The 26,855-nt window shown below is 73.9% G+C and carries 22 protein-coding genes; 9 read left to right on the forward strand and 13 right to left on the reverse strand.

What is annotated here, in order from left to right:
• Positions 1-56: 56 nt before the first annotated feature.
• Together C9F11_RS17460 and rsmI are read right to left on the reverse strand one after the other, a co-directional pair.
• On the reverse strand, positions 57-485 hold the full coding sequence (locus C9F11_RS17460; protein WP_138960170.1) for a hypothetical protein: 429 nt from the start codon (positions 483-485) through the stop codon (positions 57-59).
• A gap of 360 nt (positions 486-845) precedes the next feature.
• Complete coding sequence (rsmI, locus tag C9F11_RS17465) at positions 846-1,658, reverse strand: 16S rRNA (cytidine(1402)-2'-O)-methyltransferase (RefSeq protein WP_249402191.1); 813 nt, start codon at positions 1,656-1,658, stop codon at positions 846-848.
• 161 nt (positions 1,659-1,819) lie between these two features.
• Between rsmI and C9F11_RS17470 the strand changes: the two genes are divergently transcribed.
• The gene (locus C9F11_RS17470) at positions 1,820-3,562 is read left to right on the forward strand and encodes a phospholipid carrier-dependent glycosyltransferase (protein ID WP_138960172.1); all 1,743 of its coding nucleotides are present in this window, start codon (positions 1,820-1,822) and stop codon (positions 3,560-3,562) included.
• 20 nt (positions 3,563-3,582) lie between these two features.
• On the opposite strand, the gene C9F11_RS17475 is transcribed toward C9F11_RS17470, so the two are convergent.
• Complete coding sequence (locus C9F11_RS17475) at positions 3,583-4,350, reverse strand: polysaccharide deacetylase family protein (protein WP_138960173.1); 768 nt, start codon at positions 4,348-4,350, stop codon at positions 3,583-3,585.
• A 363-nt stretch (positions 4,351-4,713) separates the two neighbouring features.
• On the opposite strand from C9F11_RS17475, the gene C9F11_RS17480 reads away from it, so the two are divergent.
• The 4 genes from C9F11_RS17480 (at position 4,714) to C9F11_RS17495 (ending at position 9,799) form a co-directional block, all read left to right on the forward strand.
• Entirely contained in the window at positions 4,714-6,342 is a 1,629-nt protein-coding gene (locus C9F11_RS17480; protein ID WP_138960174.1) for a penicillin-binding transpeptidase domain-containing protein, read from the forward strand.
• Positions 6,343-6,545: 203 nt separating this feature from the next.
• Positions 6,546-8,276 (forward strand): penicillin-binding transpeptidase domain-containing protein, encoded by a 1,731-nt coding sequence (locus C9F11_RS17485; protein WP_138960175.1) that lies wholly within the window; start codon positions 6,546-6,548, stop codon positions 8,274-8,276.
• Between the two features lie 144 nt (positions 8,277-8,420).
• Complete coding sequence (locus tag C9F11_RS17490; RefSeq protein WP_138960176.1) at positions 8,421-8,951, forward strand: YbaK/EbsC family protein; 531 nt, start codon at positions 8,421-8,423, stop codon at positions 8,949-8,951.
• Positions 8,948-9,799: a DMT family transporter gene (locus C9F11_RS17495; protein WP_138960177.1), complete on the forward strand. Its 852-nt coding sequence runs from the start codon at positions 8,948-8,950 to the stop codon at positions 9,797-9,799. Before C9F11_RS17490 ends, C9F11_RS17495 begins: the two co-directional genes overlap by 4 nt.
• A 168-nt stretch (positions 9,800-9,967) precedes the next feature.
• Here the strand turns inward: C9F11_RS17495 and C9F11_RS17500 are convergent, their stop codons facing one another.
• From C9F11_RS17500 to C9F11_RS17515, 4 genes are read right to left on the reverse strand one after another with little or no spacing between them, the layout of a single operon-like run.
• Entirely contained in the window at positions 9,968-11,164 is a 1,197-nt protein-coding gene (locus C9F11_RS17500; RefSeq protein WP_138960178.1) for a serine hydrolase domain-containing protein, read from the reverse strand.
• 36 nt (positions 11,165-11,200) lie between these two features.
• Positions 11,201-11,959 carry an ABC transporter ATP-binding protein gene (locus tag C9F11_RS17505; protein ID WP_138960179.1) on the reverse strand — a complete coding sequence of 253 codons (759 nt, stop codon included), beginning with the start codon at positions 11,957-11,959 and terminating at the stop codon, positions 11,201-11,203.
• Positions 11,947-12,708, reverse strand: a complete 762-nt coding sequence (gene cbiQ / locus C9F11_RS17510; protein ID WP_138960180.1) for a cobalt ECF transporter T component CbiQ — start codon at positions 12,706-12,708, stop codon at positions 11,947-11,949. Before cbiQ ends, C9F11_RS17505 begins: the two co-directional genes overlap by 13 nt.
• A 1-nt stretch (position 12,709) precedes the next feature.
• Positions 12,710-13,822, reverse strand: a complete 1,113-nt coding sequence (locus tag C9F11_RS17515; RefSeq protein WP_138960181.1) for an energy-coupling factor ABC transporter permease — start codon at positions 13,820-13,822, stop codon at positions 12,710-12,712.
• Positions 13,823-14,087: 265 nt separating this feature from the next.
• Between C9F11_RS17515 and C9F11_RS17520 the strand changes: the two genes are divergently transcribed.
• On the forward strand, positions 14,088-14,456 hold the full coding sequence (locus C9F11_RS17520; protein WP_138960182.1) for an SsgA family sporulation/cell division regulator: 369 nt from the start codon (positions 14,088-14,090) through the stop codon (positions 14,454-14,456).
• A gap of 19 nt (positions 14,457-14,475) precedes the next feature.
• On the opposite strand, the gene C9F11_RS17525 is transcribed toward C9F11_RS17520, so the two are convergent.
• Both C9F11_RS17525 and C9F11_RS17530 read right to left on the reverse strand, forming a co-directional pair.
• On the reverse strand, positions 14,476-16,719 hold the full coding sequence (locus C9F11_RS17525; RefSeq protein WP_138960183.1) for an MMPL family transporter: 2,244 nt from the start codon (positions 16,717-16,719) through the stop codon (positions 14,476-14,478).
• Positions 16,720-16,844: 125 nt separating this feature from the next.
• Entirely contained in the window at positions 16,845-17,435 is a 591-nt protein-coding gene (locus C9F11_RS17530) for a TetR/AcrR family transcriptional regulator (RefSeq protein WP_138960184.1), read from the reverse strand.
• Positions 17,436-17,636: 201 nt separating this feature from the next.
• Here C9F11_RS17530 and C9F11_RS17535 point away from each other — a divergent pair, with 201 nt between their 5' ends.
• Together C9F11_RS17535 and C9F11_RS17540 are read left to right on the forward strand one after the other, a co-directional pair.
• The gene (locus C9F11_RS17535) at positions 17,637-20,888 is read left to right on the forward strand and encodes a S41 family peptidase (RefSeq protein ID WP_138960185.1); all 3,252 of its coding nucleotides are present in this window, start codon (positions 17,637-17,639) and stop codon (positions 20,886-20,888) included.
• A 92-nt stretch (positions 20,889-20,980) separates the two neighbouring features.
• Positions 20,981-21,166: a hypothetical protein gene (locus C9F11_RS17540; protein ID WP_138960186.1), complete on the forward strand. Its 186-nt coding sequence runs from the start codon at positions 20,981-20,983 to the stop codon at positions 21,164-21,166.
• A 300-nt stretch (positions 21,167-21,466) separates the two neighbouring features.
• On the opposite strand, the gene C9F11_RS17545 is transcribed toward C9F11_RS17540, so the two are convergent.
• Genes C9F11_RS17545 through C9F11_RS17555 form a run of 3 tightly spaced genes read right to left on the reverse strand, consistent with a single transcriptional unit; the run spans position 21,467 to position 24,821 of the window.
• Entirely contained in the window at positions 21,467-22,342 is an 876-nt protein-coding gene (locus C9F11_RS17545; protein WP_138960187.1) for an SDR family oxidoreductase, read from the reverse strand.
• On the reverse strand, positions 22,339-23,280 hold the full coding sequence (locus C9F11_RS17550; protein WP_138960188.1) for an alpha/beta hydrolase: 942 nt from the start codon (positions 23,278-23,280) through the stop codon (positions 22,339-22,341). The genes C9F11_RS17545 and C9F11_RS17550 overlap by 4 nt, the downstream gene beginning before the upstream one ends.
• A complete protein-coding gene (locus tag C9F11_RS17555; protein ID WP_138960189.1) occupies positions 23,277-24,821 on the reverse strand; it encodes an NAD(P)/FAD-dependent oxidoreductase in 1,545 nt (514 codons plus the stop codon). The genes C9F11_RS17550 and C9F11_RS17555 overlap by 4 nt, the downstream gene beginning before the upstream one ends.
• Positions 24,822-25,052: 231 nt before the next feature.
• Here C9F11_RS17555 and C9F11_RS17560 point away from each other — a divergent pair, with 231 nt between their 5' ends.
• Positions 25,053-25,679: a MerR family transcriptional regulator gene (locus C9F11_RS17560; protein ID WP_138966614.1), complete on the forward strand. Its 627-nt coding sequence runs from the start codon at positions 25,053-25,055 to the stop codon at positions 25,677-25,679.
• Between the two features lie 36 nt (positions 25,680-25,715).
• On the opposite strand, the gene C9F11_RS17565 is transcribed toward C9F11_RS17560, so the two are convergent.
• Positions 25,716-26,735 carry a DUF6528 family protein gene (locus tag C9F11_RS17565; protein WP_138960190.1) on the reverse strand — a complete coding sequence of 340 codons (1,020 nt, stop codon included), beginning with the start codon at positions 26,733-26,735 and terminating at the stop codon, positions 25,716-25,718.
• Between the last annotated feature and the right edge of the window lie 120 nt (positions 26,736-26,855).

Consider the following 26,855-nt stretch of genomic DNA (forward strand, 5'->3'; position numbering starts at 1 on the left):
GTCCTGCGGAGCCCGGCCGCGGGCCCCCTCGCCCCGCCCCCGCGCCGCAGCGGGCCTCAGCCCGCCTTGCGGTGGTTCTGGAAGGGGTGCAGCAGGTCCGAGAGGTGCCAGTGGTGCTTGGCGGAGCCCTCCGCGTCCTCGGCGGAGCCGTCGCTCGCCGGGACCTTCGTGGCGGACGGCGGGTGCTCGGTGTGGGGCTGGCGGTGCATGGACTCAAGAGCGGACCGCACGGTCGACACCTGGCCCGCGCGCATGATCCGTACGACGTGGCCCCCGCAGTTCAGGCAGGTGGGCCGGGTGAGCGGGGACGGCACGCGCTGCCCGCCCGCCAGATACATCACGAACTCCTGCCCCTTGGCGTCCACGTGGTGCTCTATCTCGTACGACTGTTCCCAGCCGTGCCCGCAGCGCATGCAGGCGAACGCGTAGGACTCATGGACGACGTCGACAGCCGTGCGGTGACCGGTGTCTGCGATCTCACTCATGCGAGCTCCTCTTGTCCGCAGGACAAGCGCCACCGGCCCGGAGCGTCCTGCCCGGACCCGGGCCTGGCGGCGAGGGACGGGTGCGTCCCTGACCACCAGTGGACGCCTTTCCCGCAGCGAGTGCACCAGACCTGTGCACTGTTGGGCCCGATTTGGCATTCCCATAGGAATTCGGCCGGACGCGGGGCCCGCGCTTTTGCCTTTCACGATAGTCCTTTGCCAGGCGATGGGCCGCTCGGAGGAATAAAACCCCCGCGCCCCCGACGCCCGGCGGGGACGTAAAAGGTGCAGGTAGCAAGCGTGTGCGCCGGTATCTCACGCCCCTGCGCACACGCTGTCGCACCCGTCTCGCGCCACGCCTCAGGGCGCGTGCTTCGCCGCGACCACGGCGTCGAAAACGCGCCGCTTGGGGAGCCCGGCGTCGGCGGCCACGGCGGCGATCGCCTCCTTGCGCCGCTCCCCCGCCTCCTCGCGCACCCGGACCCGGCGCACCAGCTCGTCGTCGTCGAGCGCGTCGGCGCTGGGCTCGGGCGCGCCCGTCACGACGACGGTGATCTCGCCGCGCACCCCGTCGGCCGCCCACTCGGCGAGCTCCTTGAGGGGGCCGCGGCGGACCTCCTCGTACGTCTTGGTCAGCTCGCGGCAGACGGCGGCCCGGCGCTCGGGCCCGAAGGCCTCGGCCATCGCGGCGAGGGCGTCGGCCAGGCGGTGCGGGGCCTCGAAGTACACCAGGGTGCGCCGCTCGTCGGCGGCCTCGCGCAGGCGGGCGAGGCGTTCGCCCGCCTTGCGGGGCAGGAAGCCCTCGAAGCAGAACCGGTCCACGGGAAGCCCGGAGAGCGCGAGCGCGGTCAGCACGGCGGAGGGCCCGGGCACCGCGGTGACCCGGATGCCGCGCTCGACGGCGGCCGCGACCAGGCGGTAGCCGGGGTCGGAGACCGACGGCATGCCCGCGTCGGTCACGAGCAGCACCCGCGCGCCGCCTTCGAGCGCGTCGGCGAGCTCGGGCGTGCGCGCCGATTCGTTGCCCTCGAAGTACGACACCACGCGGCCGCCCACCGTCACGCCGAGCGCCTGCGTCAGCCGCTTGAGCCTGCGGGTGTCCTCGGCGGCCACGACGTCGGCGCGCTCCAGTTCGGCGGCGAGCCGGGGCGGGGCGTCCGCGGTGTCGCCGATGGGGGTGCCCGCGAGGACGAGCGTGCCGGTGCCGCCGGGAGAGCCCGCGGGCGTGGTGCCGGGCGTGCCGTCGGGGCTTGAGTCTGCGCTTCCTGTCACGGTTCCATCCTCGCAGGGGCGGGCCGCGGGACTGTCACAGTCTGGTTCCCTACGATGGCGCGGTGACCAGTACCGCGTCGTCCCCGGACACTCGTGAGGGCCGCCGAGCCGAGGAACAGCAGCCGTCGCCCTGGCACCGCAGACTGCGCCGCTTCGGCCACGCGGCCCGGACCGGAGCCGACGTGCGGGCCCGGCTCGTCCCGCCGTACGCCGAACCGGGCGCGCGGATCTGGGCGGCGCTCGGGGTGCCCCCGGACACCGCGCGGCGGCTGACCCGCTGGTCGGGCTGGGGCGGGCCGCTCCTGGTCGCCCTGGTGGCGGGGCTGCTGCGGTTCTGGAACCTGGGCAGCCCGAAGGCGGTGATATTCGACGAGACGTACTACGCCAAGGACGCCTGGGCGCTGCTCCACCGCGGCTACGAGCTGAGCTGGCCCGACAAGATCAACGACGCGGTCGTCCAGCAGGGCGACGGCATCGCGCTGCCCACGGACGCCGCGTACGTGGTGCATCCGCCGGTCGGCAAGTACGTGATCGCCGTCGGCGAGTGGCTGTTCGGCTTCGACCCGTTCGGCTGGCGGTTCATGACGGCGGTGCTCGGCACCCTGTCGGTCCTGATGCTGTGCCGGATCGGGCGGCGCCTGTTCCGCTCCACGTTCCTCGGCTGCCTCGCGGGCGCGCTGCTCACCGTGGACGGGCTGCACTTCGTGATGAGCCGGACCGCGCTGCTCGACCAGGTCCTCATGTTCTTCGTGCTCGCCGCGTTCGGCTGCCTCCTGGTGGACCGGGACCGGGCGCGCGCCCGGCTCGCGGCGGCGCTGCCGCCGGACGCCGACGGCGCGGTGCGCCCGGACCGGCGCGTCGCCGAGACCACGCGCCTGGGGTGGCGGCCGTGGCGCTGGGCGGCGGGGCTCTGCCTCGGCCTGGCCTTCGCGACCAAGTGGAACGGCCTGTACGTCATGGTGTTCTTCTGCCTGATGACCGTGGCCTGGGACGTGGGCGCGCGCCGCGTGGCCGGGGCGCGGCGGCCGTACGCGGCGGTGCTCAGGCTGGACGTGCTGCCCGCGTTCGTCGCGACGGTGCCGGTCGCCGTCGGCACGTATCTGCTCTCCTGGCTCGGCTGGATCCTCTCGCCGAGCGACGGCACCGGCGGCTACTACCGCAACTGGGCGGCGACGGACGGCAAGGGCGGCAGCTTCACCTGGCTCCCGGACTGGCTGCGCAGCCTGTGGCACTACGAGAACAAGGTGTACGACTTCCACGTCGGCCTGTCCTCGCCGCACACCTACCAGTCGAACCCGTGGAGCTGGATCGTCGACGGCCGTCCCGTCTCGTACTTCTACGAGTCGCCGCTGCCCGGCAAGGACGGCTGCCCGGCCGACACCAAGGAGAAGTGCGCCCGCGAGGTCCTCGCCCTCGGCACCCCGCTGCTGTGGTGGGCGGCGGGCGCCGCGCTGCTCTACGTGCTGTGGCGGTGGTTCTTCCGCAGGGACTGGCGCGCGGGCGCGATCGTCTGCGGGGTCGCGGCGGGCTATCTGCCGTGGTTCATGTACCAGGAACGGACCATCTTCTACTTCTACGCCGTGGTCTTCGTGCCGTTCCTGTGCCTGGCCGTGGCGATGCTCGTGGGCGCGCTGATCGGGCCGCCGGGCTCCAGCGAGCGGCGCCGGGTGGCGGGCGCGGCGAGCGCGGGCGTCCTGGTCCTGCTGATCTTCTGGAACTTCATCTACTTCTGGCCGATCTACACGGGCACCGCGATCCCGATCGAGTCGTGGCGGTCGCGGATGTGGCTGGACACCTGGGTCTAGCCGGGGGGGGCGGGCGGGGCTCAGCGCACCGGGAAGCCGAAGGAGTAGCCCTGCCCCTTGAGCCAGGGCAGGAGGCGGCGCAGGGCCTCGACGGTCTGGGTGCGGTCGCCGCCCGCGTCGTGGAAGAGCAGCGTCGGGCCGTTGGACAGCTCGCGCTGGACGGTGGCGACGATGGCGTCCGTGCCGGGCCGCTCGAAGTCCTTGGTGTCCACGTTCCAGCCCAGCGGGCGCATGCCGCGGGAGGCGGCGAGCTTGCGGCTGTAGGGGGTGAAGGCCCCGCCGGGCGCCCGGTAGTACATCGGCCGCACGCCCCCGGACGCCTTGGTGATCATGCGTTCGGCGTCGAGTATCTGCTTCGACTGGTAGGCCTGGGTGTCCTTGTCCATGGCGGTGTTGTGCGACACCGTGTGGTCGCACAGCCGGTGCCCCTGCGCGACCACCTTCTTGACGAGGTCCGGGTGGGCCTGCGCCTGCGTGCCCACCATGCAGAACGTGGCCTTCACGTCGTACTGGCGCAGCAGGTCGAGCATCGGCGGGGTCCACTGGGGGTCGGGGCCGTCGTCGATGGTGATGTTGACGGCGCGTCGGCCCTTCTCCGAGGCGTGCGCGATGGACTCCGGGACCGGCTTGACGGCGGGCTCGGCGGGGCCGGTCGCCTGCGGTGCCGCGTCCTCGGCGTCACCGGCCTGCGCGGTCCACACCGAGGCGCCGGTGGCGAGCAGCATCACCCCGAGCGCCGCCCCGACCACCTTGCCGTACCAGCCCCGCCCGCCGCTGTGCCGCGCCATGTCCGCCCCTCTCAACAGTCCCCAGCCCGTCCCCGGTCGCCTCGCGACCGCACGGCAAGATGAGGCGCGGCGGCCGGAGGATCCCGCTGTTACGGATCACGGACAATTCCGGGAGGGTTCGCGGACAACTCCCCCGCACGGCGGCTGGAACCACGCCAGTTGGCCCGATCCCGCCCCCGCTCCTTCCGGGCCCTTTCCGGGCCCTTTCCGACCGATCCTCAACGGATCCGTGATTCGCACTGATTAATCACGATCGAGAATGCGCCAGAACATCCGGCCAGGACCCGCCTGCCCTTGTGAAAGCCCGGGTGGAGCGCTCTTCCTCCTCCTAAAGTGAGGGCATTCCTGGGGAGGGAGCGCTTCATGCGCAAACGAGTGAAGAGCGTCATCGTCGGCGGGGTCTTCGCCGTCATGGTGGGGGGCGCCGGCTACGGCACGTACAACGTGGTGAACGCGCTGAACGACGACGGCGGTTCGGCCTCGCCCGCGGCGGCGCGGAAGAGGCCGCTCGACGCGAAGGAGGTCCGCGACACCGCGCGGACGTTCCTCGCGGCGTGGGCGAAGGGGGACGCGGACACGGCGGCCGTGTACACGAACGACCAGGAGAGCGCCGCGCGCGCCCTGACCGGCTACCGCGAGGACGCGCACATCCGCCGCGTGCGCCTGACGGCGGGCCGGATCGACGGCACGCACGTGCCGTTCTCGGTGCGCGCCACCGTGTCGTACGAGGGCACGTCCAAGGCCCTGGCGTACGAGTCGTCGTTCGAGGTCGTGCGCGGCCGGACCACCGGGCGGCCGCTGGTCGACTGGGAGGCGTCCGTCGTGCACCCCCGGCTGCACGACGGCGAGAGCCTGGAGACGGGCGAGGCCTCGGCGCCGCCCATCAGGGCCGTGGACCGCGACGGCAGGGTCCTGACGGCCGACGCCTACCCCTCGCTCGCACCGGTGCTCGCGGAGCTGCGGTCGGCGTACGGCGAGAAGGCGGGCGGCCGCCCGGGGATCGAGCTGTATGTGAAACGGGCCTCGGAGGACGCCGGTACGACGACGCTGCTCACGCTCGCCGAGGGCAGACCCGGCACGCTGCCGACGACGCTGAGCGCCGCCGCGCAGCGGGCCGCCGAGGACGCGGTCGCCCGGCACCCCGAGTCGTCGGCGGTCGCGGTCAAGCCGAGCACCGGTGAGGTCCTCGCGGTCGCCAACCACCGCGAGGACGACTTCAACGCGGCCTTCCAGGGCAAGCTGGCGCCCGGCTCCACCATGAAGATCGTGACCGCGGCGATGCTCATCGACAAGGGCGTCACCAAGGCGGGCGGCCCGGCGCCGTGCCCCTCGACGGCGACCTGGCAGAGCCAGACGTTCACCAACCTCACCGGCCTCGCGCCGGACGACGGGGCCACGCTCGCGGACAGCTTCGCGCGCTCCTGCAACACCGCGTTCGTGAAGCTCGTCGACGAGAAGCCGCTCACCGACGCCTCGCTCGCCGAGGAGGCGCGCGACAACTTCGGCCTGGGGCGCGGCGACTGGCGCACCGGCATCCCCTCCGCGGACGGCTCCGTGCCCGCCTCCACCGGCCCCGACCGGGCGGCGAACGCCATCGGCCAGGGCCGGGTGCAGCTCAACCCGCTGAACCTGGCGTCGGTGACGGCCACGGCCATGACGGGCGCCTTCCGCCAGCCCGTGCTCGTACCCAAGTCGTTCATCGACGGCGAACCGGCCACCGCGCGCGGCCTGTCCGGGACCACCTCCGCCCAGCTGCGCCAGATGATGCGGCGCACCGCGCTGTCCGGCACGGGCGCGCGGGCCATGGCGGGCCTCGGCCCCGGCGTCGGCGCGAAGACCGGCTCGGCGGAGGTCGACGGGCAGCAGAAGCCCAACAGCTGGTTCACGGGCTACCGCGGGGACGTGGCGGCCGCGGCGGTGGCCCAGGAGGGCGGCCACGGCGGGGACACGGCGGGCCCGATCGTGGCGGCGATCCTGCGAGCCACCCGCTGAACGGGCCCCGAAGGGGCGCGGGGCTGTGTCCCTATGCGGCTCCGCCGCGCGGGCGCGCCCAGCCACAACCGTCCCGCAGGCTGAACACAGCCCGATCCGACGATACTGCGAACCGTGCCCGGACGGGCGCCCGCTAGGTTGGGCCCTCGGTGAGTTGAGCAGAGTGCGGCGGGGGCCGACGGGGAATCGCGGAGGGCTGGTTCGTGGGCAAGAGAAGACGTGTCGCCGAGCGCAAGAAGGTGCGTCCGGGCGTGCTCGGCGGGGCCGCGGTCGCCGTCGTGTGCGGCGTGGGCTTCGCCGCGTACGCCCTGGCCGGGGAGCCGGAGAAGGGCGGCTCCGGCGGGGCGGACGGCAAGCCGGTGGCGACGGGCCCGCCGACGGCCGCGGAAGTGCGCACCACCGCACGGGGGTTCCTCTCGGCCTGGGCCGCGGGCGACGTGGACCGGGCGGCCGCGCTGACGGACGACCGCGCGGCGGCCCGGACGGCCCTGCGGTCGTATCAGAAGGACGCCCGGATGACGAAGGTGCGGCTCACGCCGGGCAGGCCCGCGGGCCGCACGAGCCCGAAGGTGCCGTTCAAGGCCGCGGCGACGGTCTCGTACGAGGGAAACCGCAGGGCCGAGGGCGCGGTGGGCACGGTCCGCAAGCCGTACGCGTACGCGTCGGCGCTGCGGGTGGTGCGCCGGGCGTCCGACGGCAGGACGCTCGTCGACTGGCGCCCGTCCGTCGTCCACCCGGAGCTGAAGCCCGGCGACCGCCTGGTCACCGGCGAGGCGGGCACCCCGCCGATCAAGGCCCTGGACCGCGACGGCGGCGCGCTGACGGCCGCGAAGTACCCCTCGCTCGGCACGGTCCTCGACGGCCTGCGCGACAAGTACGGCAAGAAGGCGGGCGGCACCGGCGGCATCGAGCTGCGGATCGTCCGCAAGGACGCGCGGGACGCGGCGCGCACGAAGACCAAGAGCGACGACGCGAAGGTGACGCCCGACAAGACGCTCCTGACGCTCGCGCCCGGCACCCCGGGCACGCTGAAGACGACGATCAGCCCGAAGGCGCAGGCGACGGCCGAGCGGGAGACGGCCAGGCGGAAGCGGGCGTCCGTCGTGGTGGTGAGGCCGAGCACCGGCGAGATCCTGGCCGTCGCCAACTCCAGCCCCGGCGGCTTCAACACGGCCTTCCAGGGCTCGCTCGCGCCCGGCTCCACGATGAAGGTCGTGTCCTCGGCGATGCTCCTGGAGAAGAAGCTCGCGGGCGTCGACAAGAAGCACCCCTGCCCCAAGTTCGAGACGTACGGCGGCTGGAAGTTCCAGAACGACGACAAGTTCCAGATCAAGAACGGCACGTTCCGGGCGAGCTTCGCGCGGTCCTGCAACACGGCCTTCATCAGCCAGGCGAAGAAGCTCTCCGACGACGACCTGACGAAGCAGGCCCGGGACGTCTTCGGGCTCGGCAACGACAACTGGTCGATCGGCGTGTCGTCGTTCGACGGCGCGGTGCCGGTGCAGTCGGACGCGCAGATGGCGGCGTCGCTCATCGGCCAGGGCGGGGTGCGGATGAACCCGCTGAACATGGCGTCGGTGGCCGCGACGGTCAAGTCCGGCGCGTTCCGGCAGCCGTACCTGGTCTCCCCCGCCCTGGACAAGCGGAAGCTGGCGACGGCCGCGCGGAGGATGTCCCCCGCCACGGCGTCCGCCCTGCGCGACCTCATGCACTACACGGCGGTCGCGGGCACCGCGGTCAAGCCGATGTCGGGCCTCGGCTCCGACTCCGGCGCGAAGACCGGCTCCGCCGAGGTCGACGGGCAGAAGAAGCCCAACGGCTGGTTCACGGCCTACCGCGGGGACGTGGCCGCGGCGGCGGTGGTGCAGGCCGGCGGCCACGGCGGCGACTCGGCGGGCCCGGTGGTACGGGCGGTGCTGCTGGCCGGGGGCTGAGGGCCGCGCGACGGGGCGGCGGGGCGGCGGGACCGCGGGCTGACGGATCGGCGTGCTGACGGGGCGGCAGGCCGGCGGGGCGGGCCGTCCGGTCTGCGGATACCTGGTCGCGTGGCGCGTACACGCACCGCTAGCGTGCGCCGCATGGGTACTTCTGCGAGCGACGCGTACGACACCGGCGGTTCAGCCGCGCACCCCCGATTCGCCAGGGCCCTGCGCGAGCTCGGCCTCGGCGAACTGAGCGGCGCGGTCCGGCGGTTCCCCGACCGGACCCGGACCGCCGCCGAGGCCGCCGCCGCGATCGGCTGCGCGCTGAGCCAGATCTGCAAGTCCCTGGTCTTCGCCGCGGACGGGGTGCCCGTCCTCGTCCTCCTGGACGGCGCCTCGCGCGTCGACGTCGAGCGGGTGCGCCAGGAGCTCGGCGCGCGGCGGGTCACGCGGGCCGACGCGGCCCTCGTCCGGGAGACCACCGGGTACGCCATCGGCGGGGTGCCGCCCTTCGGGCACGCCACCAGGACCCGGGTCCTCGCCGACCGTTCGCTGCTCGCCCACGACGTGGTGTGGGCCGCCGCGGGCACCCCGCACACGGTGTTCCCCATGGCTCCCGAGGCCCTCGTCGCCCACGCCGGGGGCACCCTGGTGGACGTGCGCGAGGCCGCCGGAACCGCTCGATGACCCCGCTGGTCACCGCGGCCGTCCTGCTCGCCGCCGTCGCCCACGCCGCCTGGAACGCGCTCGCCCACCACATCACCGACAAGCTCGTCGGCTTCACGCTCATCTCGGGCGGCGGCGCCCTCATCGGGCTGCTGCTCGCCCCCTTCGTGGCCGTCCCCGACGCCGGGGCCTGGCCCTGGCTGCTGCTCTCCGCCGTCCTGCACGTCGCCTACTACGCGCTGCTCATGTGGTCCTACCGGCTCGGGGACTTCGGGCAGGCCTACCCCATCGCGCGCGGCACCGCGCCGCTGGTGGTGACCCTGCTCGCGGCCATGTTCGTGGGCGAGGTGCCCGGCGGGTGGCAGGCCGCCGGGGTCGCCGTCTGCTCGGCCGGGCTCACCGGGCTCGCCCTGTGGGGCATCCGGGGCTCGGGGCGGCGGCCCGACTGGACCGCGCTCGGCGCCGCGCTCGCCACCGGCGTCTCCATCGCGGCGTACACCGTCGTCGACGGGCTCGGCGTACGGGCGTCCGGCTCGTCCCTCGGGTACGTCGCCTGGCTCATGCTCGTGCAGGGCACCGTCGTGCCGCTGTACGCGCTGTGGCTCTGGCGCGGGGGGTTCGTGGGGCGGGTGCGGCCGGCGGCGCCGCTCGGGCTGATCGGGGCGGCCCTCTCCGTCTCCGCGTACGCGCTCGTCCTGTGGGCGCAGACGCGGGCCGATCTCGCGCCGATCTCCGCGCTGCGGGAGTCCTCGATCATCGTGGGGGCGGGGATCGGGGCGGTGTTCTTCAAGGAGCGGTTCGGGGCGCCGCGGATGCTTGCTGCGGGCGTGATGGTGGCGGGGATCGGGCTGATGCTGCACGCGGGCTGATGCCCTCGCGGGGCGCCCCGGACCCGCCCCTTCCCGATCCGGGGGCTGCCGCCCCCGTGCCCCCGCTTTTCGGCGCTCCGCGCCTCGTCCTCAAACGCCGGACGGGCTGGAAGACCCAGCCCCTCCGGCGTTTGAGGAGCGGGGGGTCTGGGGCGCCTCCCGCGAGGGCTACGCCGGTACCGTGCGCAGGGCGCGGAGCACCGCCTGGGGCCGGGCGTCCGCCGTGATGCCCTTGGCCATGGTGTTGGTGACGTAGGCGAAGGCGAGGGCCGAGTCGGGGTCGGCGAGGGCGAGGGTGCCGCCGCGGCCGGGGTGGCCGAAGGAGCCCGGGGACAGGAGCGGGGCGGCGGGGCCGTGGAGCATGTAGCCGAGGCCGAAGCGGGTGCGGGTGACGAGGACCCGGTCGGGCCCGGCGGACGCCTCGCCGCGGGCGAGGGCCAGCGTCGGCGGCGCGAAGAGGCGCCCGCCCCCGTCGACGTCGCCGATGAGCGAAGCGTAGAAGCGGGCGAGCCCGTCGGCCGTGGCGACGCCGTTCGAGGCGGGCAGGGCCGCCGCGCGGTGGGCGGGGTCGTTCTCGTCGGGCGCCGGGTCGATGACCGCGAAGGCGCGCCGCGTCAGGGAGGCGGGGTCCGCGTACGCCGCGGCGACCTCCGGCTTGGGCCGGGCGCGCAGCCCGCCGCGCCCGGTGCCGGCCGTGAGGGGGCCGAGCCGCCCGACCCGGGGGGCCTGTGCGTCGGGCAGCCCCAGCCACAGGTCGAGGCCCAGCGGCCCCGCGACCTCGTCCGCGATCCAGTCGCCGATGGCGCGGCCGGTGACGCGGCGCACCAGCTCCCCGGTGAGCCAGCCGAAGGTGTGCGCGTGGTAGCCGTGGTCGGTGCCCGGCTCCCAGGCGGGCGCCTGCGCGGCGACGACCGCGGCCGCGAGGTCCGGCGAGTACGCCTCGGCGGGGGTCAGCGGCCGGTCGAGGACCGGCACCCCGGCCCGGTGGGCGAGCACGTGCCGCACGAGCGCCCGCTCCTTGCCGCGCGCCTTGAACTCCGGCCAGTACTCCGCCACGGGCGCGTCCAGGTCCAGGCGCCCGCGCTGGTGCAGCAGGAGCAGCGCGGCGGCGGCCACGCCCTTGGTGGCGGAGCGGACGATCTGGGCGGTGCCGGGTTCCCAGGGGGCGGGCGCGTCGGCGTCGCGCGTGCCGCCCCACAGGTTCACCACGCGCCGCCCGTCTCGGTACACGACGACCGCCGCGCCCCGCTCGCCGAGCGCGGTGAAGGTGCGCCGGAAGGCGTCCGCGACCGGTTCGTACCCGGGGGCGACCGTGCCGTGCACGTCCGTGTCCGCCCCCGCCACAGCCACTACGTCAGCGTCCATACCTGAGCCAACCAGCCCGCGCCGCCGAAGATTCCGCTAGCGGGCCGCTCCCGCTGTCTTCGGATCGAAGCCGAAGGGGAGTTCGAGGCGGTGGCTGCGCATCAGCTCCTCGTCGGCGAGCAGCTCGCCGGTGGCGCCGTCGGCCGCGATGACGCCCTCGCTGAGGACCAGCGCCCTGGGGCACAGTTCGAGCGCGTACGGCAGGTCGTGCGTGACCATCAGGACGGTGACGTCCAGCGCCCGCAGGATGTCGGCGAGTTCGCGGCGCGAGGCCGGGTCGAGGTTCGACGAGGGCTCGTCCAGGACCAGGATCTCCGGCTCCATCGCGAGGACCGTCGCCACGGCGACGCGGCGCCGCTGGCCGAAGGAGAGGTGGTGCGGCGGGCGGTCGGCGTACCCGTCCATGCCGACCCGGGCGAGCGCCCGGTGCACGCGGGCTTCGAGCTCCGGGCCGCGCAGGCCCGCCGCCGCGGGGCCGAAGGCGACGTCCTCGCGCACGGTCGGCATGAACAGCTGGTCGTCCGGGTCCTGGAAGACGATGCCGACCTTGCGGCGGATCTCCGCCATGTGCCGTTTGCCGACGGGCAGTCCGGCCACGGTGACGGTTCCGGCGCCCGCGGTGAGGATGCCGTTGAGGTGGAGCACGAGGGTCGTCTTGCCCGCGCCGTTGGGCCCGAGCAGGGCGACGCGCTCGCCGCGGGTGATCGTCAGGTCCACGCCGAACAGGGCCTGGTGGCCGTCGGGGTAGGCGTAGGCGAGGCCACAGACCTCCAGGGAAGCGGTCACAGGGTCCATCCCAACAGGCAGACGACGAGGGCGGTCACGGGCAGGGCGAGGGCGTACGACCACTGGGCGCGGCTCGCCGTCACCTCGTCGATGACCGGCATGGAGCCCGTGTAGCCCCGGCTCATCATCGCCAGGTGCACGCGCTCGCCCCGTTCGTAGGAGCGGATGAAGAGCGCGCCCGCAGACTTGGCGAGCACGCCCCACTGGCGTACGCCCCTGGCCTCGAAGCCGCGGGACTCGCGCGCGACGCGCATGCGGCGCATCTCGTCGGCGATGACGTCGCCGTAGCGGATCATGAAGGAGGCGATCTGGACGAGGAGCGGCGGGAGCCGCAGGCGCTGGAGGCCGAGGAGCAGTTCGCGCAGTTCGGTGGTGGCGGCGAGCAGCACCGACGCGGCGACGCCGAGGGTGCCCTTGGCGAGGACGTTCCACGCGCCCCACAGGCCGCTCTCGCTGAGCGAGAGGCCGAGGACGTGCACGCGCTCGCCCTGGGCGACGAACGGAAGCAGCAGCGCGAACCCCACGAAGGGGAGCTCGATCAGGAGCCGCTTCAGGACGAACAGGGGCGGTACGCGGGCCGCGTACGCGACGGTCGCGAGCAGCGCGGCGTACGCGGCGAAGGCCCAGAGCGCCTCGCGCGGGGTGGACACCACCACGACCACGAAGCAGAGGACGGCGGTGAGCTTGGCGTGCGGCGGCAGCGCGTGCACCGGGGAGCGGCCGTGGCGGTACAGGCGGTGCGCGTGGCCCGCGCCCACGTCAGGCGCTCTCGGCGGGCTCGGTCACCGCGGCGGTCCCCGCCGGGTCCGCCTGGTCCGCGTACGGGGCGCGCCGCCTGCGCAGCGCCCAGAAGACGCCGGTGCCCGCGACGACGGTCACGCCGACGCCGATGACGCCCGCGAGGCCGCCGGAGAGGCGGCTGTCGGTGATGCCCTGCACGCCGTAGTCGAAGAAGGGCGAGTCCTTGGCGGCGTGCTCCTCCTCCTTGCGGTCGATGCCCTTGTCGTGGGCGACCTTCTCCAGGCCGTCGGGGTTCGTGGAGGCGTAGAAGGAGACGAATCCGGCGAGGACGAACGAGGTGACCAGGCCCGCGGCCCACAGCTTGCGGTGGGAGGAGCGGGCCGCCGGGGCGGGGGCGGCGGCGGGCGCGTCGACGAGTGCGCCGCCCACGCGCAGTTTGAGCGGCGCGCTCAGGCCGCGGGCGCCGTACACCAGGTCGGGCCGCACGGCGATCACCGCGCCGACCGTGAGCGCGGTGATGGCGGCCTCGCCGACGCCGATGAGGACGTGGACGCCGATCATGGCGGTGGCGACCTTGCCGATCGGCACGTCGGTGGTGCCGCCGACGGCGTAGATGAGGGTGAAGGCGGCGGCCGCGGCCGGCACGGAGAGCAGGGCCGCCGTGAACGCGGCGGCGGTGAGCGAGCGGCGGCCGCGCGGCAGGAGCCTCGCCAGGCCCCGGAAGACCGCGTACGCGACGACCGTGGTGACGACCGCCATGACGGTGATGTTCACGCCGAGTGCGGTCAGGCCGCCGTCCGCGAACAGGACGCCCTGCATGAGCAGCACCACGGAGACGCACAGGACCCCGGTGCAGGGGCCCACGAGTATCGCCGCGAGGGCGCCGCCGAGGAGGTGGCCGCTCGTCCCGGCGGCGACGGGGAAGTTCAGCATCTGCACGGCGAAGATGAAGGCCGCCACGAGACCCGCGAGCGGCGCCGTGCGCTCTCCCCCGCTCACGGCTTCGCCCGGGCGGGAGGCGCCCCCCTGTTCACGCCGTGCCCCGCGCAGCGCGACGGCGACGGCACCCACCGCGGCCACGCCCGCGGCGGCGGATACGGGAGCGTTGATGAATCCATCGGGGACATGCATGCGCGCGCTCCTGGAAAGGTGCATGTCGTGAGCGTGGGGAGGCACTCACGCGAAATGAGCGGATCGCTCCCGAGCGGGACGCTCGTGAACCTTCCAATGATGTGCGCTCTTGCGAAAAGGTCGCAAGAGCGTAGGAGCACCAATACGCGCCCCCGCCCGCGCCCCGGAACAGCGCCCCTCCCAGCGCCTCAATATCTGTACATATGCGACATTGGGGAGAGGGCCTCCGCCTGTGCGCGGGCCGGGACGACGAGAGGACAGAGCCATGTCAGTGGTCGAACAAGTCACCCGGGCCCACCTCGTCACCGACTCCCCCGACGACCACGTCGTCGTCCCCGTCGCCCTGCGGTACGACCCGCAGACCGATCCGCGCTCGGTGCGCATCGGCCTGCCCGGCACGGTGGCCGCGGACCACCCCGGATCACCCGACTGGGTCCTCGACCGCGACCTCCTGGAGCGCGGGCTGAGGGCCCCCGCGGCCGACGGCGACGTACGGATCTGGCCGTGCGGGCGGGTGCAGGCGGTGGTGGAGTTCCACACGCCCAAGGGCGTGGCGGTCGTGCAGTTCGACTCGTCCGCGCTGGTGCGCTTCCTGCGTCGTACGTACACGGCCGCCACGCCGGTCAGTCACTGAGCGCCCGGGGGCGCGGGCGTCACACGCCCACGGGCTCCCGCCGCTCGTCGCGGTCGCCGGTGGCCGGGGGTGCCATGTCCTTCAGGCCCTCGCCCTCGACGTCCACGTTCGGCAGCGCGCGGTCGAGCCAGCGCGGCAGGCTCCAGGCCTTGCGGCCGAGGAGCGCGAGCACGGCCGGGACGATCGCCATGCGCACGATGAACGCGTCGAAGAAGACCGCGATCGCGAGGCCGAAGCCGATCATCTTGACCATCTGCTCGCCGGAGCCGATGAAGCCCGCGAAGACGGCGATCATGATGACGGCGGCCGCCGTCACGACCCGCGCGCCGTACTTGAAGCCGGTGACGATCGCGTCCTCGGGGCTCTCCCCGTGGACGTACGCCTCGCGCATGCGGGTCACCAGGAACACCTCGTAGTCCATCGCGAGGCCGAAGACGACGCCCACCATGAAGATCGGCATCATGCTCATGATCGGGCCGGTCTGCTCCACGCCGAACAGCGAGCCGAGCCAGCCCCACTGGAAGACCGCGACCACCGCGCCGAGCGCGGCGAGCACCGAGAGCAGGAAGCCGAGCGCCGCCTTGAGCGGGACGAGGACCGAGCGGAAGACGACGATCAGGAGCAGGAAGGCCAGGCCCACGACCAGCGCGAGGTAGGGGATCAGCGCGTCGTTGAGCTTCTGCGAGACGTCGATGTTCATGGCCGTGGTGCCGGTGACCATGACCTCGGCGCCGCTGTCGGCCTTGACGTCCGCCGCCTCGGCGCGGATGGCGTGGACGAGGTCCTCGGTCTCGGTGCCGCTCGGCTTGGAGGACGGCACGACGCTGATGATCGCCGTGTCGCCCGCCTTGTTGAACACCGGCGGGCTCACGCTGAGCACGTCGTCCAGGCCGCCGATCTTCTTGGCGACGGCGGCGGCCTCGCCCTTGGGGTCGGCGACGCCCTTGAGGTCGGTGACGGTCATCAGCGGGCCGTTGTAGCCGGGGCCGAAGCCGTCCGCGATGAGGTCGTAGGCCTTGCGCTGGGTGGTGGAGGTGGGCTGCGCGCCGTCGTCGGGCAGGCCGAGTTCGAGGCCGGCCACCGGCACGGCGGCGGCGCCGAGGCCCAGCACGCCGAGCAGCAGGACGGCGAGCGGGCGGCGGACCACGAAGCGGGCCCAGCGGGTGCCGAGGTTCTCCTTCGCGGGCGCGGCGGACTCCGCGGCCCGCGGCGCGCCCTTCCGGCCGCGGCCGAACCGCTTGCCCTGCGTGCCCGCGGGCCTGACCTTGCGGCCCGCGTACCCGAGCAGCGCCGGGACCAGGGTGAGCGCGATCAGGACGGCGATGGCGACCGTACCGGCCGCCGCGACGCCCATCTTGGTGAGCATCGGGATGTTGACGACGGCGAGGCCGACCAGCGCGATGACCACCGTCAGACCGGCGAAGACCACGGCGGAGCCCGCCGTGCCGACGGCCCGGCCCGCCGCGTCCTCGCGGTCGCGGCCCTCGGCCAGCTCGGCGCGGTAGCGCGAGACGATGAACAGGGCGTAGTCGATGCCGACCGCGAGGCCGATCATCATGGCGAGCGTCGACGTGGTCGTACCGAGGTCGAGCGCGCTGGCGAGCGCGGCGATCGACGAGACGCCGATGCCGACGCCGATCAGGGCGGTGAGCAGCGGAAGCCCGGCCGCCACGAGCGAGCCGAAGGTGATGACAAGGACGACGGCGGCGACGGCGATGCCGATGACCTCCGTGGCGCCGGTGTGCGGCACGGCCTGGAGGGCGTCACCGCCGACCTCGACGGTCATGCCGCCGGTGCGGGCCTTGTCGGTGGTCTTCTCCAGGGCGTCCCGGCTGTCGTCGGACAGCTCCATGGAGGTGACCTTGTACGTCACCGACGCGTACGCCGTGGTGCCGTCCTTGGAGACCGTCCTGGCCGCGAACGGGTCGTCGGCGCGCGCCACCTGGTCCGATCCTGACGCGAGGGCGCCCACGGTCTTGGAGATCGCGGCCTTGTTGTCCGGATCGGTGACCTTCTCGCCGTCCGGCGCCTTGAACACCACCCGGGCGCTCGCGCCGTCGGCGCTGGCCTCGGGGGCGCGCTTCTCCAGGAGGTCGAAGGCCTGCTGGGCCTCCGTGCCCGGGATCGAGAAGGAGCTCGACGCGGCGGTCGGCGCGGAGGCGGCGCCCACTCCGGCGAGGGTCAGGAGCGCCACCCAGATCAGGGCGACGAAGTGCCGTCGCCGGAAGGCGATTCGGCCTAGTTTGTACAGGAACGTGGCCACGAGGGGGTACTCCCGGTCAGGTCGTGGGGTGGCTACAGGGCAGGGGGGATCGGCCCGACGACGTGAGCGGCTCGCGTCAGGTGGAACGTTCTTCGAGGGGGCCCGGGCTTCGAGGAGGTCCCGGGTCAGACGCCGAGGGCGGGGAGGATCACGGCGTCGATGTACGTGATGAGGAACTCCTGGTCGACCGTGCGCTCCTCGATGAGCTCACGGGCGGCGAAGCCGCCGACCAGCATGTGGATGACGTACTCAAGGGCCGGGTTGTCCGCGGCGACCTCGCCGCGCTCGACCGCGCGCCGCAGCATCGCGTCGAGCCCGGTGAGCTCCGGTTCGATGAGCAACTGGCGCAGCGCCTGGTGGAGTTCGGGATTGCCGTGGATGGCGTGGAACAGGCCGCGCATCAGGGCGTGGTCCTGCTCCATCTTGCAGTCGTCCTGGAGGGTCGCCATGCGCATGAGGTCGCCGCGCAGCGAACCGGTGTCGATGTCCGCGAGGGACGCCGGCTTGTTGTGCCTGAGCGCCCGCGCGACGAGCTCCGGCTTGCCGCCCCACTGGCGGTAGAGCGTGGCCTTGCTGGAGCGGGTGCGGGTGGCGACGGCGTCCATCGTGAGGTTCTCGTAGCCCACCTCGCGCAGCAGCTCGAGCACGGCCTCGTACAGCTCCGCCGCGCGCTCGGGGGAGATCCGGCTGCGCCGGGCCGTTGCCGTCTCCGCCATGACCGTCGCCTTTCCTCTCACTGGTTGCCCCGCACACTGTACGCGGATCCCGTATCGAAACGAAACGGTTTCGTTCATGAGCTGGGTCACACACATCCAGCCCGTCCGGCGATTGAGGACGAGGCGCGCAGCGCCAATGAGGGGGAAAGGGGCGAAGCCCCACAAGTTGCAGCGACCGGCGCGCCGGAAAAGCATGGGGGCGTGCCCCAGGCGTACCTCCGCTTCCCCCACATCAGCGGCGACCGGCTCTGCTTCGTCGCCGAGGACGACCTGTGGGTGGCCCCGCTCGCCGCGGCGGGCGCCCCACCGGGCCGGGCCTGGCGGGTGACGGCCGACCGCACCAAGCTCGGCCACCCGCGCTTCGCCCCGGACGGCCGCCACATCGCGTACACGAGCTGGCGCAGCCTCGACCCGGAGATCCACCTCGCCCCGGTGGACGGCGGGGCCGCGCGGCGCCTGACCTACTGGGGCTCCCCGGACACCCGCGTCTGCGGCTGGACGCCCGACGGGCAGATCCTCGCCGTGTCCTCGCACGGCCAGCCCTTCTCGCACTTCTGCTGGGCCTACAGCGTGCCCACCGACGGCTCCCCCGGCGGCAAGCTGCCCTGGGGCCCGGTCCACGACATCGCCGTCGACGACCTCGACGGCGAGCGCAAGACGCTGCTCCTGACCGGCAAGCCGCCGCACGAGCCCGCCGCCTGGAAGCGCTACCGGGGCGGCGCCACGGGCCGTCTGTGGCTGCACGGCGAGCACGTCCTGAAGGACCTCGAAGGGCATCTGGACGCGCCCATGTTCGTGGCCGGGCGCCTCGCGTTCCTCTCCGACCACGAGGGCGTCGGCAACCTCTACTCCTGCCTGCCCGACGGCAAGGACCTGCGGCGCCACACCGACCACGACGCCTTCTACGCCCGGCACGCGGCCAGCGACGGCACCCGCGTCGTCTACCAGTGCGCGGGCGAGATCTGGCTCGTCGACGACCTGGCTCCCGACGCGGAGCCGCGCCGCGTCCCGGTGACCATCGGCGGCCCGCGCGCGGGCCGCCGCACCTACCAGGTGCCCGCCGCCCACCACGTCGACGCCCTCTCCGTGGACACCACGGGACGGGCGAGCGCGGTCGTCGTCCGGGGCAGCCTGTACTGGCTGACCCACCGCGACGGCCCCGCCCGCACCATCGCCGACACCCCCGGCGTCCGCGTCCGGCTCCCCGAGATGCTCGGCACCGGCGGGCAGGTCGCCTACGTCACCGACGCCGAGGGCGAGGACGCGGTCGAGATCGCCCATCTGCCCCGGGCCAGCGGCGAGCGCGCACCGCGCCGCCTCGCGGCCGGGGAGCTCGGCCGGGTCCTGGAGCTGGTGTCCGACCCCGACGGCGAGCGGCTCGCGATCGCCTCGCACGACGGACGGCTGCTCCTCATCGACGCGACAGAAGACTCCAACGGCGAGGTCACCGAGCTGATCCGGTCCCTCAACGGGCCGGTGCGCGACCTCGCCTTCTCCCCCGACGGCGCCTGGCTCACCTGGTCGCACCCCGGCATCGGCCGCTCCCTGCGGCAGATCAAGCTGGCCCGGATCGAGGGCCCGGGGGTGCGCACGGTCATCGACGTCACCAACGGCCGCTTCGAGGACGAGAACCCGGTGTTCACCCGGGACGGCCGCTATCTCGCCTTCCTGTCCTGGCGCGGCTTCGACCCCGTCTACGACGTGCACACCGGCGACCTGTCCTTCCCGCTCGGCTGCCGCCCCTACCTCGTACCGCTGTCCTCCGCCACGCCCTCCCCCTTCGCGCTCCTTCCGGACGGGCGGCCCGCGGCGGGCGGCCTCGACCCGGACGACGACGAGTCCCGGGACGGGCAGGTGACCGTGGAGGCGGAGGGCCTGGAGAGCCGGGTGACGCCGTTCCCCGTGTCGGCGTCCAAGTACTCGGCGCTGTACCCGGTGAGCGGCGGCGGCCTGGTGTGGCTGCGCTGGCCGATCTCGGGCGCCCTCGGCGAGACCTTCGCCAACCCGGCCGACACCTCGGGGCGGCCGACCCTCGAGTACTTCAACATCACCAAGGCCAAGAAGTCCGAACTCGTCGACCACCTCGACTGGTTCGCGCTCAGCGGCGACGGCAGCAGGCTCGTCGTCGTCGACGAGGGCGAGCTGCGGGCCGTGCCGTCCACGGAGTCCGGCGACGGCGACACCACGGTCTGGATCGACCTGCGGCGCATCCTGCACGACGTCGACCCGGCCGCCGAGTGGCGCCAGTCCTTCGACGAGGCGGGCCGGCTGATCCGCGCCTACTTCTGGGACCCCGGGATGTGCGGCATCGACTGGGACGCCGTCCTCGACCAGTACCGGCCGCTCGTGGAGCGCGTCGCGTCGCCCGACGAGTTCGCCGACCTGCTCCGGGAGGTCCTCGGCGAGCTGGGCACCTCCCACGCGTACGTGACCGCCGCCCGGCGCAACGAGGGGCCCGCCCACTACCAGCGCGCCATCGGCCTGCTCGGCGCCAACCTCGTGCGCCGCGACGACGGCTGGATGGTGAAGCGCATCCTGCCCGGCGAGTCCTCCGACTCCAAGGCGCGCTCCCCGCTCGCCGGTTCGGGCATCCGGGAGGGCGCCGTGCTCACCCACGTGGACGGGCGCCCGGTGGACCCGGTGACCGGCCCGTCCCCGCTGCTCGCGGCGGCGGGCGGGACCACCGTGGAGCTGACCTTCGAGCCCGCCGAGGGCGAGGGCCGCGCCCGGCGCGTCGCCGTCGTACCGCTGATCGACGAGCGGCCGCTGCGCTACCAGGACTGGGTCGCCAAGCGCCGCGGTGTCGTACGGGACCTCAGCGGCGGCAAGTGCGGCTATCTGCACATCCCCGACATGGGCGGCTCCGGCTGGGCCCAGTTCAACCGCGATCTGCGCCTGGAGGTCTCCCGGCCCGCGCTGATCGTCGACGTGCGCGGCAACGCGGGCGGCAACATCAGCGAACTCGTCGTGGAGAAGCTGACCCGCAAGATCCTTGGCTGGGACCTCACGCGCGACGCGCAGCCCGTGTCGTACGCCTCCAGCGCGCCCCGGGGCCCCGTGGTGGCCCTCGCGGACGAGGCGACCTCGTCCGACGGCGACATGATCACCGCCGTGTTCAAACTCCTCGGGCTCGGGCCCGTGGTGGGGCAGCGGACCTGGGGCGGCGTCGTCGGCATGACCGGGCGCCACGTGCTCGGCGACGGCACGGTGATCACCGTGCCGATGAACGCGGGCTGGTTCGACGCGTACGGCTGGGGCGTGGAGAACCACGGCGTCGAGCCCGACCTCGCCGTGCTGCGCACCCCGCTCGACTGGGCCGAGGGGCGCCACGCCCAGCTCGACGACGCGGTGCGGCTCGCGCTCGACCTCCTCGCCGCGCGCCCCGCGGCCGTCCCTCCCGGGTACGACGACGTGCCCGACCGGCGGCGGCCGCCGCTCCCCCCGCGCGCGTGAGCGGAGCGTAACTGTCCGACATGCGTGGGATGTCGGGCCGTGTCAGGCTGGTCGAGGCCCAATCCCCTCACCCACATTGGGAGTGAACCTCCATGGGCATCAAGGACCAGTTCCAGGACAAGGCGCAGGAGCTCTCCGAAAAGGCCAAGCAGGCCGCGCAGCGGGGGCGCGGCGAGGCGGGCGAGCGGTCCTCGCAGGCGCGCGAGCAGTCGCAGGAGTCCCTGGACGACGCACAGCGGGAGGCGGAGGACCGGTTCAACCGGGACTACGACGCGTAACGCTGCGCTGTGCTCGGGCGGGTGGGCGCCCCTGCCGCTATCGCGGCAGGGTTTCGCCCACCCGCCCACCCATGTCTCCCCAGCCTTGCGAGGCCCGGCCCCGACGCGGAGCGCCGCCGCCGGGTGGGGGCGGGCGGGCGGGACCGCCCCGCTCCCCGCTGTGGGCAATCGTCCCGCAGGGCGGGACGGGTGGGCACAGCACCGAGGTGCCGCCCGGCCGTTCCGCCAGGGCCCAAGGCCCAGCCGGGGTGCCGCCCGGCCGCTCCACCGGGGCCCGAGGCCCAGGCGCCGCCCGGCCCCTCAGTGCGGGCGGGCGGCCTCGTCGGCGGTGCCGCCCGCGCCCACCAGCCCCCTGGACACCTGGCCGAGCCGCGGCTCCAGACGCCGCATCTCGCGCTGCCCGACCCCCGCGATGATCCCGGGCAGATAGGGCCGCGCCCCCTGCAGCCCCCGCAGCCACCACTGCCCGTAGACATGGGCGGAGCGCCGCTCGATGCCCGCCACGAGCCGGTCGACCGCGGGCCCCAGCGGATAGGTCTTGTTGGAGGGCCACGGCAGCCGCTGCCGCAACTCCCGCATCACGTCGTCCTGGTCGGCCCCCCGCACCATGTCGGTGTCCGTCCAGGACAGATACCCGACCCCCACCTTCACGCCCTTGTACCCGACCTCGGCCCGCAGCGCGTGCGCGTACGCCTCCACGCCGGACTTGGACGCGCAGTACGCGGTCATCATCGGCGCGGGAGTCATCGCCGCGAGCGAGGCGATCTGCAGCAGATAGCCCCGGCTCTCGGCGAGCACGGGCAGGAACGCCCGTGCCGTCACCGCGCTGCCGATCAGGTTGACCTCGATGACCCGTCGCCAGGCGACGGGGTCGGAGTCCATGAAGGGCCCGCCGCTGGCGACGCCCGCGTTGGCGACCACGACGTCGGCCTTGCCGAAGCGCTCCTTGACCTCCGCGGCCACCCGCGCCATCGCCCCGTGGTCGGTGACGTCCGCGTACCAGAAGTCGCTCTCGGTGTGCAGCCGCCCGCTGACCCGCTTCAGCTCCTCCGGTTCCAGGCCGACGAGCGCGACGCGCGCGCCGCGTGCCGACAGCTTGCGGGCGAGGAGTTCACCGACCCCCCGCGCCGCCCCGGTGACGACCGCGACCTGCCCCTCCAGGCTGACCCTGCTCACGCGCCCTCCTTCAGTCGTGCGGACGTTCCGTCCAGGTAGGTGTCGGCGAGGTCCGCGACGGCCCGCGTCACCGCCTCCGGTGCCTCCACCGGTGTCATGTGCCCGATCCCGACCAGCTCGGTCAGGCCGGTGCAGTGCGGCAGTGCCGCCGCGAGCCGCCGCGCGTGGACGAGGGGTGTCAGCCGGTCCGCGGTCCCGGCGAGCACGGCCGTGGGCACCGTCAGGTCGGCGAGCCCGGCGTCGAGCCCGAGCCCGTCGAGCACGTGCGCCCAGCGGTACCGCGGCACGCGCGGGCACGCGTGCACGATCCGCGCGCACGCCTCGACCCGCTCGGGGGCCGAACCGGGGCCCATCGTCGCGTACTTGAGCAGCCTGCGGGCGAGCGGTGTGACCGGGCCCAGCGGCGCCCGCGCGGCGAGCACCCGCCGGGTGAGCAGGGTCCGTGCCGCGCCCGCCCGCAGCGGCAGCACCGTCGACTCCGCGACCAGGCGCGAGCTGCCCGTGCTGCACAGCAGCGCCGCCGCCGCGTGCGCGCGCACCGCTGGCCGCGCGGCCGCCGCCATCAGCGTCATGCCGCCCATGGAGTGCCCGACGAGCACCGCCCGCTCGCCGGGCGCCAGCGTCGCGGCGAGCACGGCCTCCAAGTCGTCGGCGAGCGCCCGCGTGCTGTATCCGGCGGCCTCCACCGGCACTCCGCTGCGTCCGTGCCCGCGCTGGTCGTACGCGATGACGCGGCGCGTGGCCGACAGGGCGCGGAGCTGCGCGGCCCAGAACGCGGTCGAGCAGGTCCAGCCGTGGACGAGGACCACGGCGGGCGCGCCGTCGGGCCCGTGCGCCTCGACGTGCAGCCGGGTGCCGTCGGCCGACACGGCGCTCAGCTCGCGCGCGGGTACGGGCGGCGCGAACGGACCGGCCAGGACGTGCCCCCGGCCCCTCACGCGGAGACCTCCACCGCGTGGCCGCCCCGGGCGGCGGGGACCGGGGCCGGGGGCCGCAGCACCTCGTACTCGTTCAGGTCCACACCGCGCGTCGCCGCGCGGAACTCCGTCGTGGTGCCGGGCCAGACCGTCGTGTTGACGCCGTTGGCGTCCAGGTACCAGCTGGTGCAGCCGCCGGTGTTCCACACGGTGCGCTTCATGCGCTCCTGGACGCGGCGGTTCCACGCGTTGACGGCGCTCGGCCGGGCGGCGAGGGCGGCCCGGCCGCCGAGGACGTCCAACTGCCGCAGATAGTCGGCCAGGTAGTTCAGCTGGGACTCGATCATGAGGATCATGGAGGAGTTGCCCAGGCCCGTGTTCGGGCCGATGACGGTGAGGAAGTTGGGGAAGCCCGCCGCGGTCGCGCCGCGCAGGGCCTTCATGCCGTCCTTCCAGGTCTCCATGAGCGTCCTGCCGTCGTCGCCCACCACGCGGTCGGCGATCGGCATGTCCGTGACGTGGAAGCCGGTGCCGAAGACGATCGCGTCGACCTCGGCCTCGGTGCCGTCGGCGGCCACGGCCGTGGAGCCGCGCACCTCCGCGAGGCCGCTCGCGACCACGTCCACGTGCGGCTGCGCGAGCGCCGGGTAGTAGCTGTTGGACAGCAGGATCCGCTTGCAGCCGATGCGGTACGTCGGGGTCAGCTTGGCGCGCAGCTCCGGGTCCTTGATGGCGCGTGCCATGTTCCGCTTGGCGATGCTCTCGACCAGGCCCAGCTCGTTCGGCCGCTTGGTGAACGCCTGCACCTGGAGCTCGCGGATGCCCCACAGCAGGCCGCGCCGCAGCTGCGTGGTGAACGGCAGCTGCCGGTGCAGCCAGCGCTCGGCCCCGGTGATGTCCCGGTCCGCGCGCGGCATGACCCACGGCGGCGTGCGCTGGAAGAGCGTGAGGCGGCGTACGTCGCGCTGGATCTCCGGCACGATCTGGATCGCGGACGCCCCGGTGCCGATCATCGCTACGCGCTTGCCGCGCAGGTCGTAGTCGTGGTCCCAGCGGGCGGAGTGGAAGACCTTGCCGGGGAAGGTGTCGAGGCCCGGGATGTCGGGCGTCTTCGGGTCGGACAGCGGCCCGGTGGCGGAGACCACGACGTCGGCGGTGAGGTGCCCCTGGCTGGTCTCCAGCTCCCACAGCAGCCGCTCGCCGTTCCAGCGCGCCCCGCGGACCTCGGTGTCGAGGCGGATGTGCGGCCGCAGCCGGAAGGTGTCGGCGACCCGTTCCAGGTAGTCCCAGATGTGCTCCTGGCCGGAGAAGGTGCGCGGCCAGTCGGGGTTGGGCGCGAAGGAGAACGAGTACAGATGGGACGGCACGTCGCAGGCGCAGCCCGGATAGCTGTTGTCGCGCCAGGTGCCGCCGACCGCGCCCGCGCGCTCCAGGACGACGAAGTCGGTGACGCCCTCGCGGCGCAGGCGCACGGCAGCCCCGAGGCCGCCGAACCCGGATCCGATCACCGCCACCCGGACGTGCTCCTGCGCCTTGTCGCGTACCCGCTTGCGCTCGGCCATGCCGCCGCCTCCCGAAGTCCATGACTCTGCCAGTAATCGCTGGCACAATCGGAGCGTAGAGCAGCTCCGTACTCATGGGTAGGGGTCGACGGAGGAAAGTTACCGACGGTAGGGCTCGGGCCTGCGCATAGGGTGCGGGTTGTGGCGGGAGACGGGGCGGACGCGGTGACGGACGGAACGGCAGGAGCGGCGGGCGCGGGCGACGGCCGACCGCCGGTGCGCGAGTACCGCATGGACGAACTCGCCGCGGCGGCCGGGATCACCGTGCGCACCGTGCGCTTCTACCGCGAGCGCGGCCTCATCCCGCCCCCGCGCCGCGAGGGCCGCATCGCCTGGTACGACGACCACCACCTGGCCCGCCTGCGCACCATCGCCGCCCTCCTTGAGCGCGGCCACACCCTCCAGGGCATCGCCGAGCTGGCCGAGGCCTTCGAGAAGGGCCGCGACGTGGCCGAACTCCTCGGCATCGACGGCCCGTCGGAGGAGACCCCGGTCCGCCTCACCCCCGAGGAGCTGGCCGACCGCTTCGCGGGCCAGGTCACCCCGGAGAACCTGGCGGCCGCGATGGAGTTCGGCTATCTGGGCACCGACGGCGACGACATCGTGCACGTCAGCAACCGCCTGCTCGACGCCTCGGCCGCCCTGGTGCGCAAGGGCATCCCGCTGGCGTCCGTCATGGAGGCGGGCCGGCGCATCCGCGAACACGCCGACGCGCTGGCCGAGTTGTTCGTCGCGTTCACCGTCGAGCACGCCGCCGAGCACCCGGAGGTCACCGCGGACGAGCTGCGCCCGCTCGCCAAGAGCGTGGTGGAGGCGGAGCTCTCCCTGGCCCTCGACCGGCGCCTGAACCGGCCCTGAGACCGCCCGCCCCGGCCCGGCGGCCAATCGGCCCGGTCAGCTCGGCAGCCACCAACGCGCCTTGTAGATGCCCCCGTTGACCAGGTGATAGCTGCCGCTCGGCCGGTGCACGCCGACCCGCGTCGTCCACCAGGTCTCCCCCAGGCCGCCCTCCGGCACGGTGCTGAGCACCTGCCCGGTGCGCGGGTCGTTGCCGACCGCCTTCACCTTCTCCCGGTCGATCAGCTCGTGGCCCGCGTAGTCGCGTACGAAGGCCCCCGTCCGCTTCTCGTACTGGAAGACCGCCGCGTTGGTCGTCACCCAGAGCCGCCCCGGCCGCCCCGCCACCGGGAACAGGTCGTGGCCGCCCGCCGTCCGCCCCGGCACGGCCACCGGCAGCGGCGTGGCGGAGGTCCGGGTGAGCGCGGGCCGCGCGGGCTCCCCGCCGACCTCGTACGTCACCAGCTCGTCGTCGCCGACCGCCCACAGGACGCGCCGCGCCCGGTCCCAGTGCAGCCCGTGCGCGCCCTTGAGGCTCGCCTGCGCGTACCGCGTGGCGCCGGGGCCGCACGAGGCGGCGTACAGGCGCACCAGCGCGCCGGTGCTGCACGCGACCGCCACGTTGCCGTCGGGCAGCAGCTCGGCGGAGTGCGGGTTGAACAGGTCGTCGCCGGGGCCGATCGCGGTCCCCCAGTAGCGGCGGCCCGACGGGTGCTCCACGGCGGCCACGAACCCGAAGGACGCCGTCGTCAGGACCAGCGTGCGGCCCCGCAGCCGCCGCGGCCTCGCCTCGCACGGGTAGACCCAGCTCTCCTCGGGCCGCAGGTCCGCGTAGCGCGGGTCGCCGAGCGGCGAGAACTGCCAGCGCACGACGGACGGATCGGCGGCCGGGTCCCACTCCCGCCGCCTCGGGTCGAGGACGAGCAGGCGCTTGCTCGCCTGTTCGGTGACGAGCACGGGCGGGGTGCCCGCGGGCACCCCGCGCGGCGCGGCCCCGGCCGCGGCGGGGGCCGCGCCCAGCGCGCCCGCGGCGCCCGCCCCGATCAGAAAACTCCGTCTGGAAAGACCAGCAGCCATGAAGCCCCCTCGTCCGACCGGCAGTTGACGCGCTCGCCGTGTACGCGTCCGCAATCTGCCATGCCGCACGGAGGCGGGACAGCCCTCCGCCGGACCTTTCACCGGCGGTTCGCCCGGAGG

The organism is Streptomyces sp. YIM 121038 (assembly GCF_006088715.1).
Lineage (GTDB): Bacteria > Actinomycetota > Actinomycetes > Streptomycetales > Streptomycetaceae > Streptomyces.

Bases quoted from the DNA above. Each gene is read 5' to 3' on its own strand.
- C9F11_RS17460 (WP_138960170.1), bottom strand. From the start codon at position 485: ATGAGTGAGATCGCAGACACCGGTCACCGCACGGCTGTCGACGTCGTC.
- C9F11_RS17475 (WP_138960173.1), bottom strand. From the start codon at position 4,350: ATGGCGCGGCACAGCGGCGGGCGGGGCTGGTACGGCAAGGTGGTCGGG.
- C9F11_RS17480 (WP_138960174.1), top strand. From the start codon at position 4,714: ATGCGCAAACGAGTGAAGAGCGTCATCGTCGGCGGGGTCTTCGCCGTC.
- C9F11_RS17490 (WP_138960176.1), top strand. From the start codon at position 8,421: ATGGGTACTTCTGCGAGCGACGCGTACGACACCGGCGGTTCAGCCGCG.
- C9F11_RS17495 (WP_138960177.1), top strand. From the start codon at position 8,948: ATGACCCCGCTGGTCACCGCGGCCGTCCTGCTCGCCGCCGTCGCCCAC.
- C9F11_RS17500 (WP_138960178.1), bottom strand. From the start codon at position 11,164: ATGGACGCTGACGTAGTGGCTGTGGCGGGGGCGGACACGGACGTGCAC.
- C9F11_RS17505 (WP_138960179.1), bottom strand. From the start codon at position 11,959: ATGGACCCTGTGACCGCTTCCCTGGAGGTCTGTGGCCTCGCCTACGCC.
- C9F11_RS17515 (WP_138960181.1), bottom strand. From the start codon at position 13,822: ATGCATGTCCCCGATGGATTCATCAACGCTCCCGTATCCGCCGCCGCG.
- C9F11_RS17520 (WP_138960182.1), top strand. From the start codon at position 14,088: ATGTCAGTGGTCGAACAAGTCACCCGGGCCCACCTCGTCACCGACTCC.
- C9F11_RS17530 (WP_138960184.1), bottom strand. From the start codon at position 17,435: ATGGCGGAGACGGCAACGGCCCGGCGCAGCCGGATCTCCCCCGAGCGC.
- C9F11_RS17540 (WP_138960186.1), top strand. From the start codon at position 20,981: ATGGGCATCAAGGACCAGTTCCAGGACAAGGCGCAGGAGCTCTCCGAA.
- C9F11_RS17555 (WP_138960189.1), bottom strand. From the start codon at position 24,821: ATGGCCGAGCGCAAGCGGGTACGCGACAAGGCGCAGGAGCACGTCCGG.
- C9F11_RS17560 (WP_138966614.1), top strand. From the start codon at position 25,053: ATGGACGAACTCGCCGCGGCGGCCGGGATCACCGTGCGCACCGTGCGC.
- C9F11_RS17565 (WP_138960190.1), bottom strand. From the start codon at position 26,735: ATGGCTGCTGGTCTTTCCAGACGGAGTTTTCTGATCGGGGCGGGCGCC.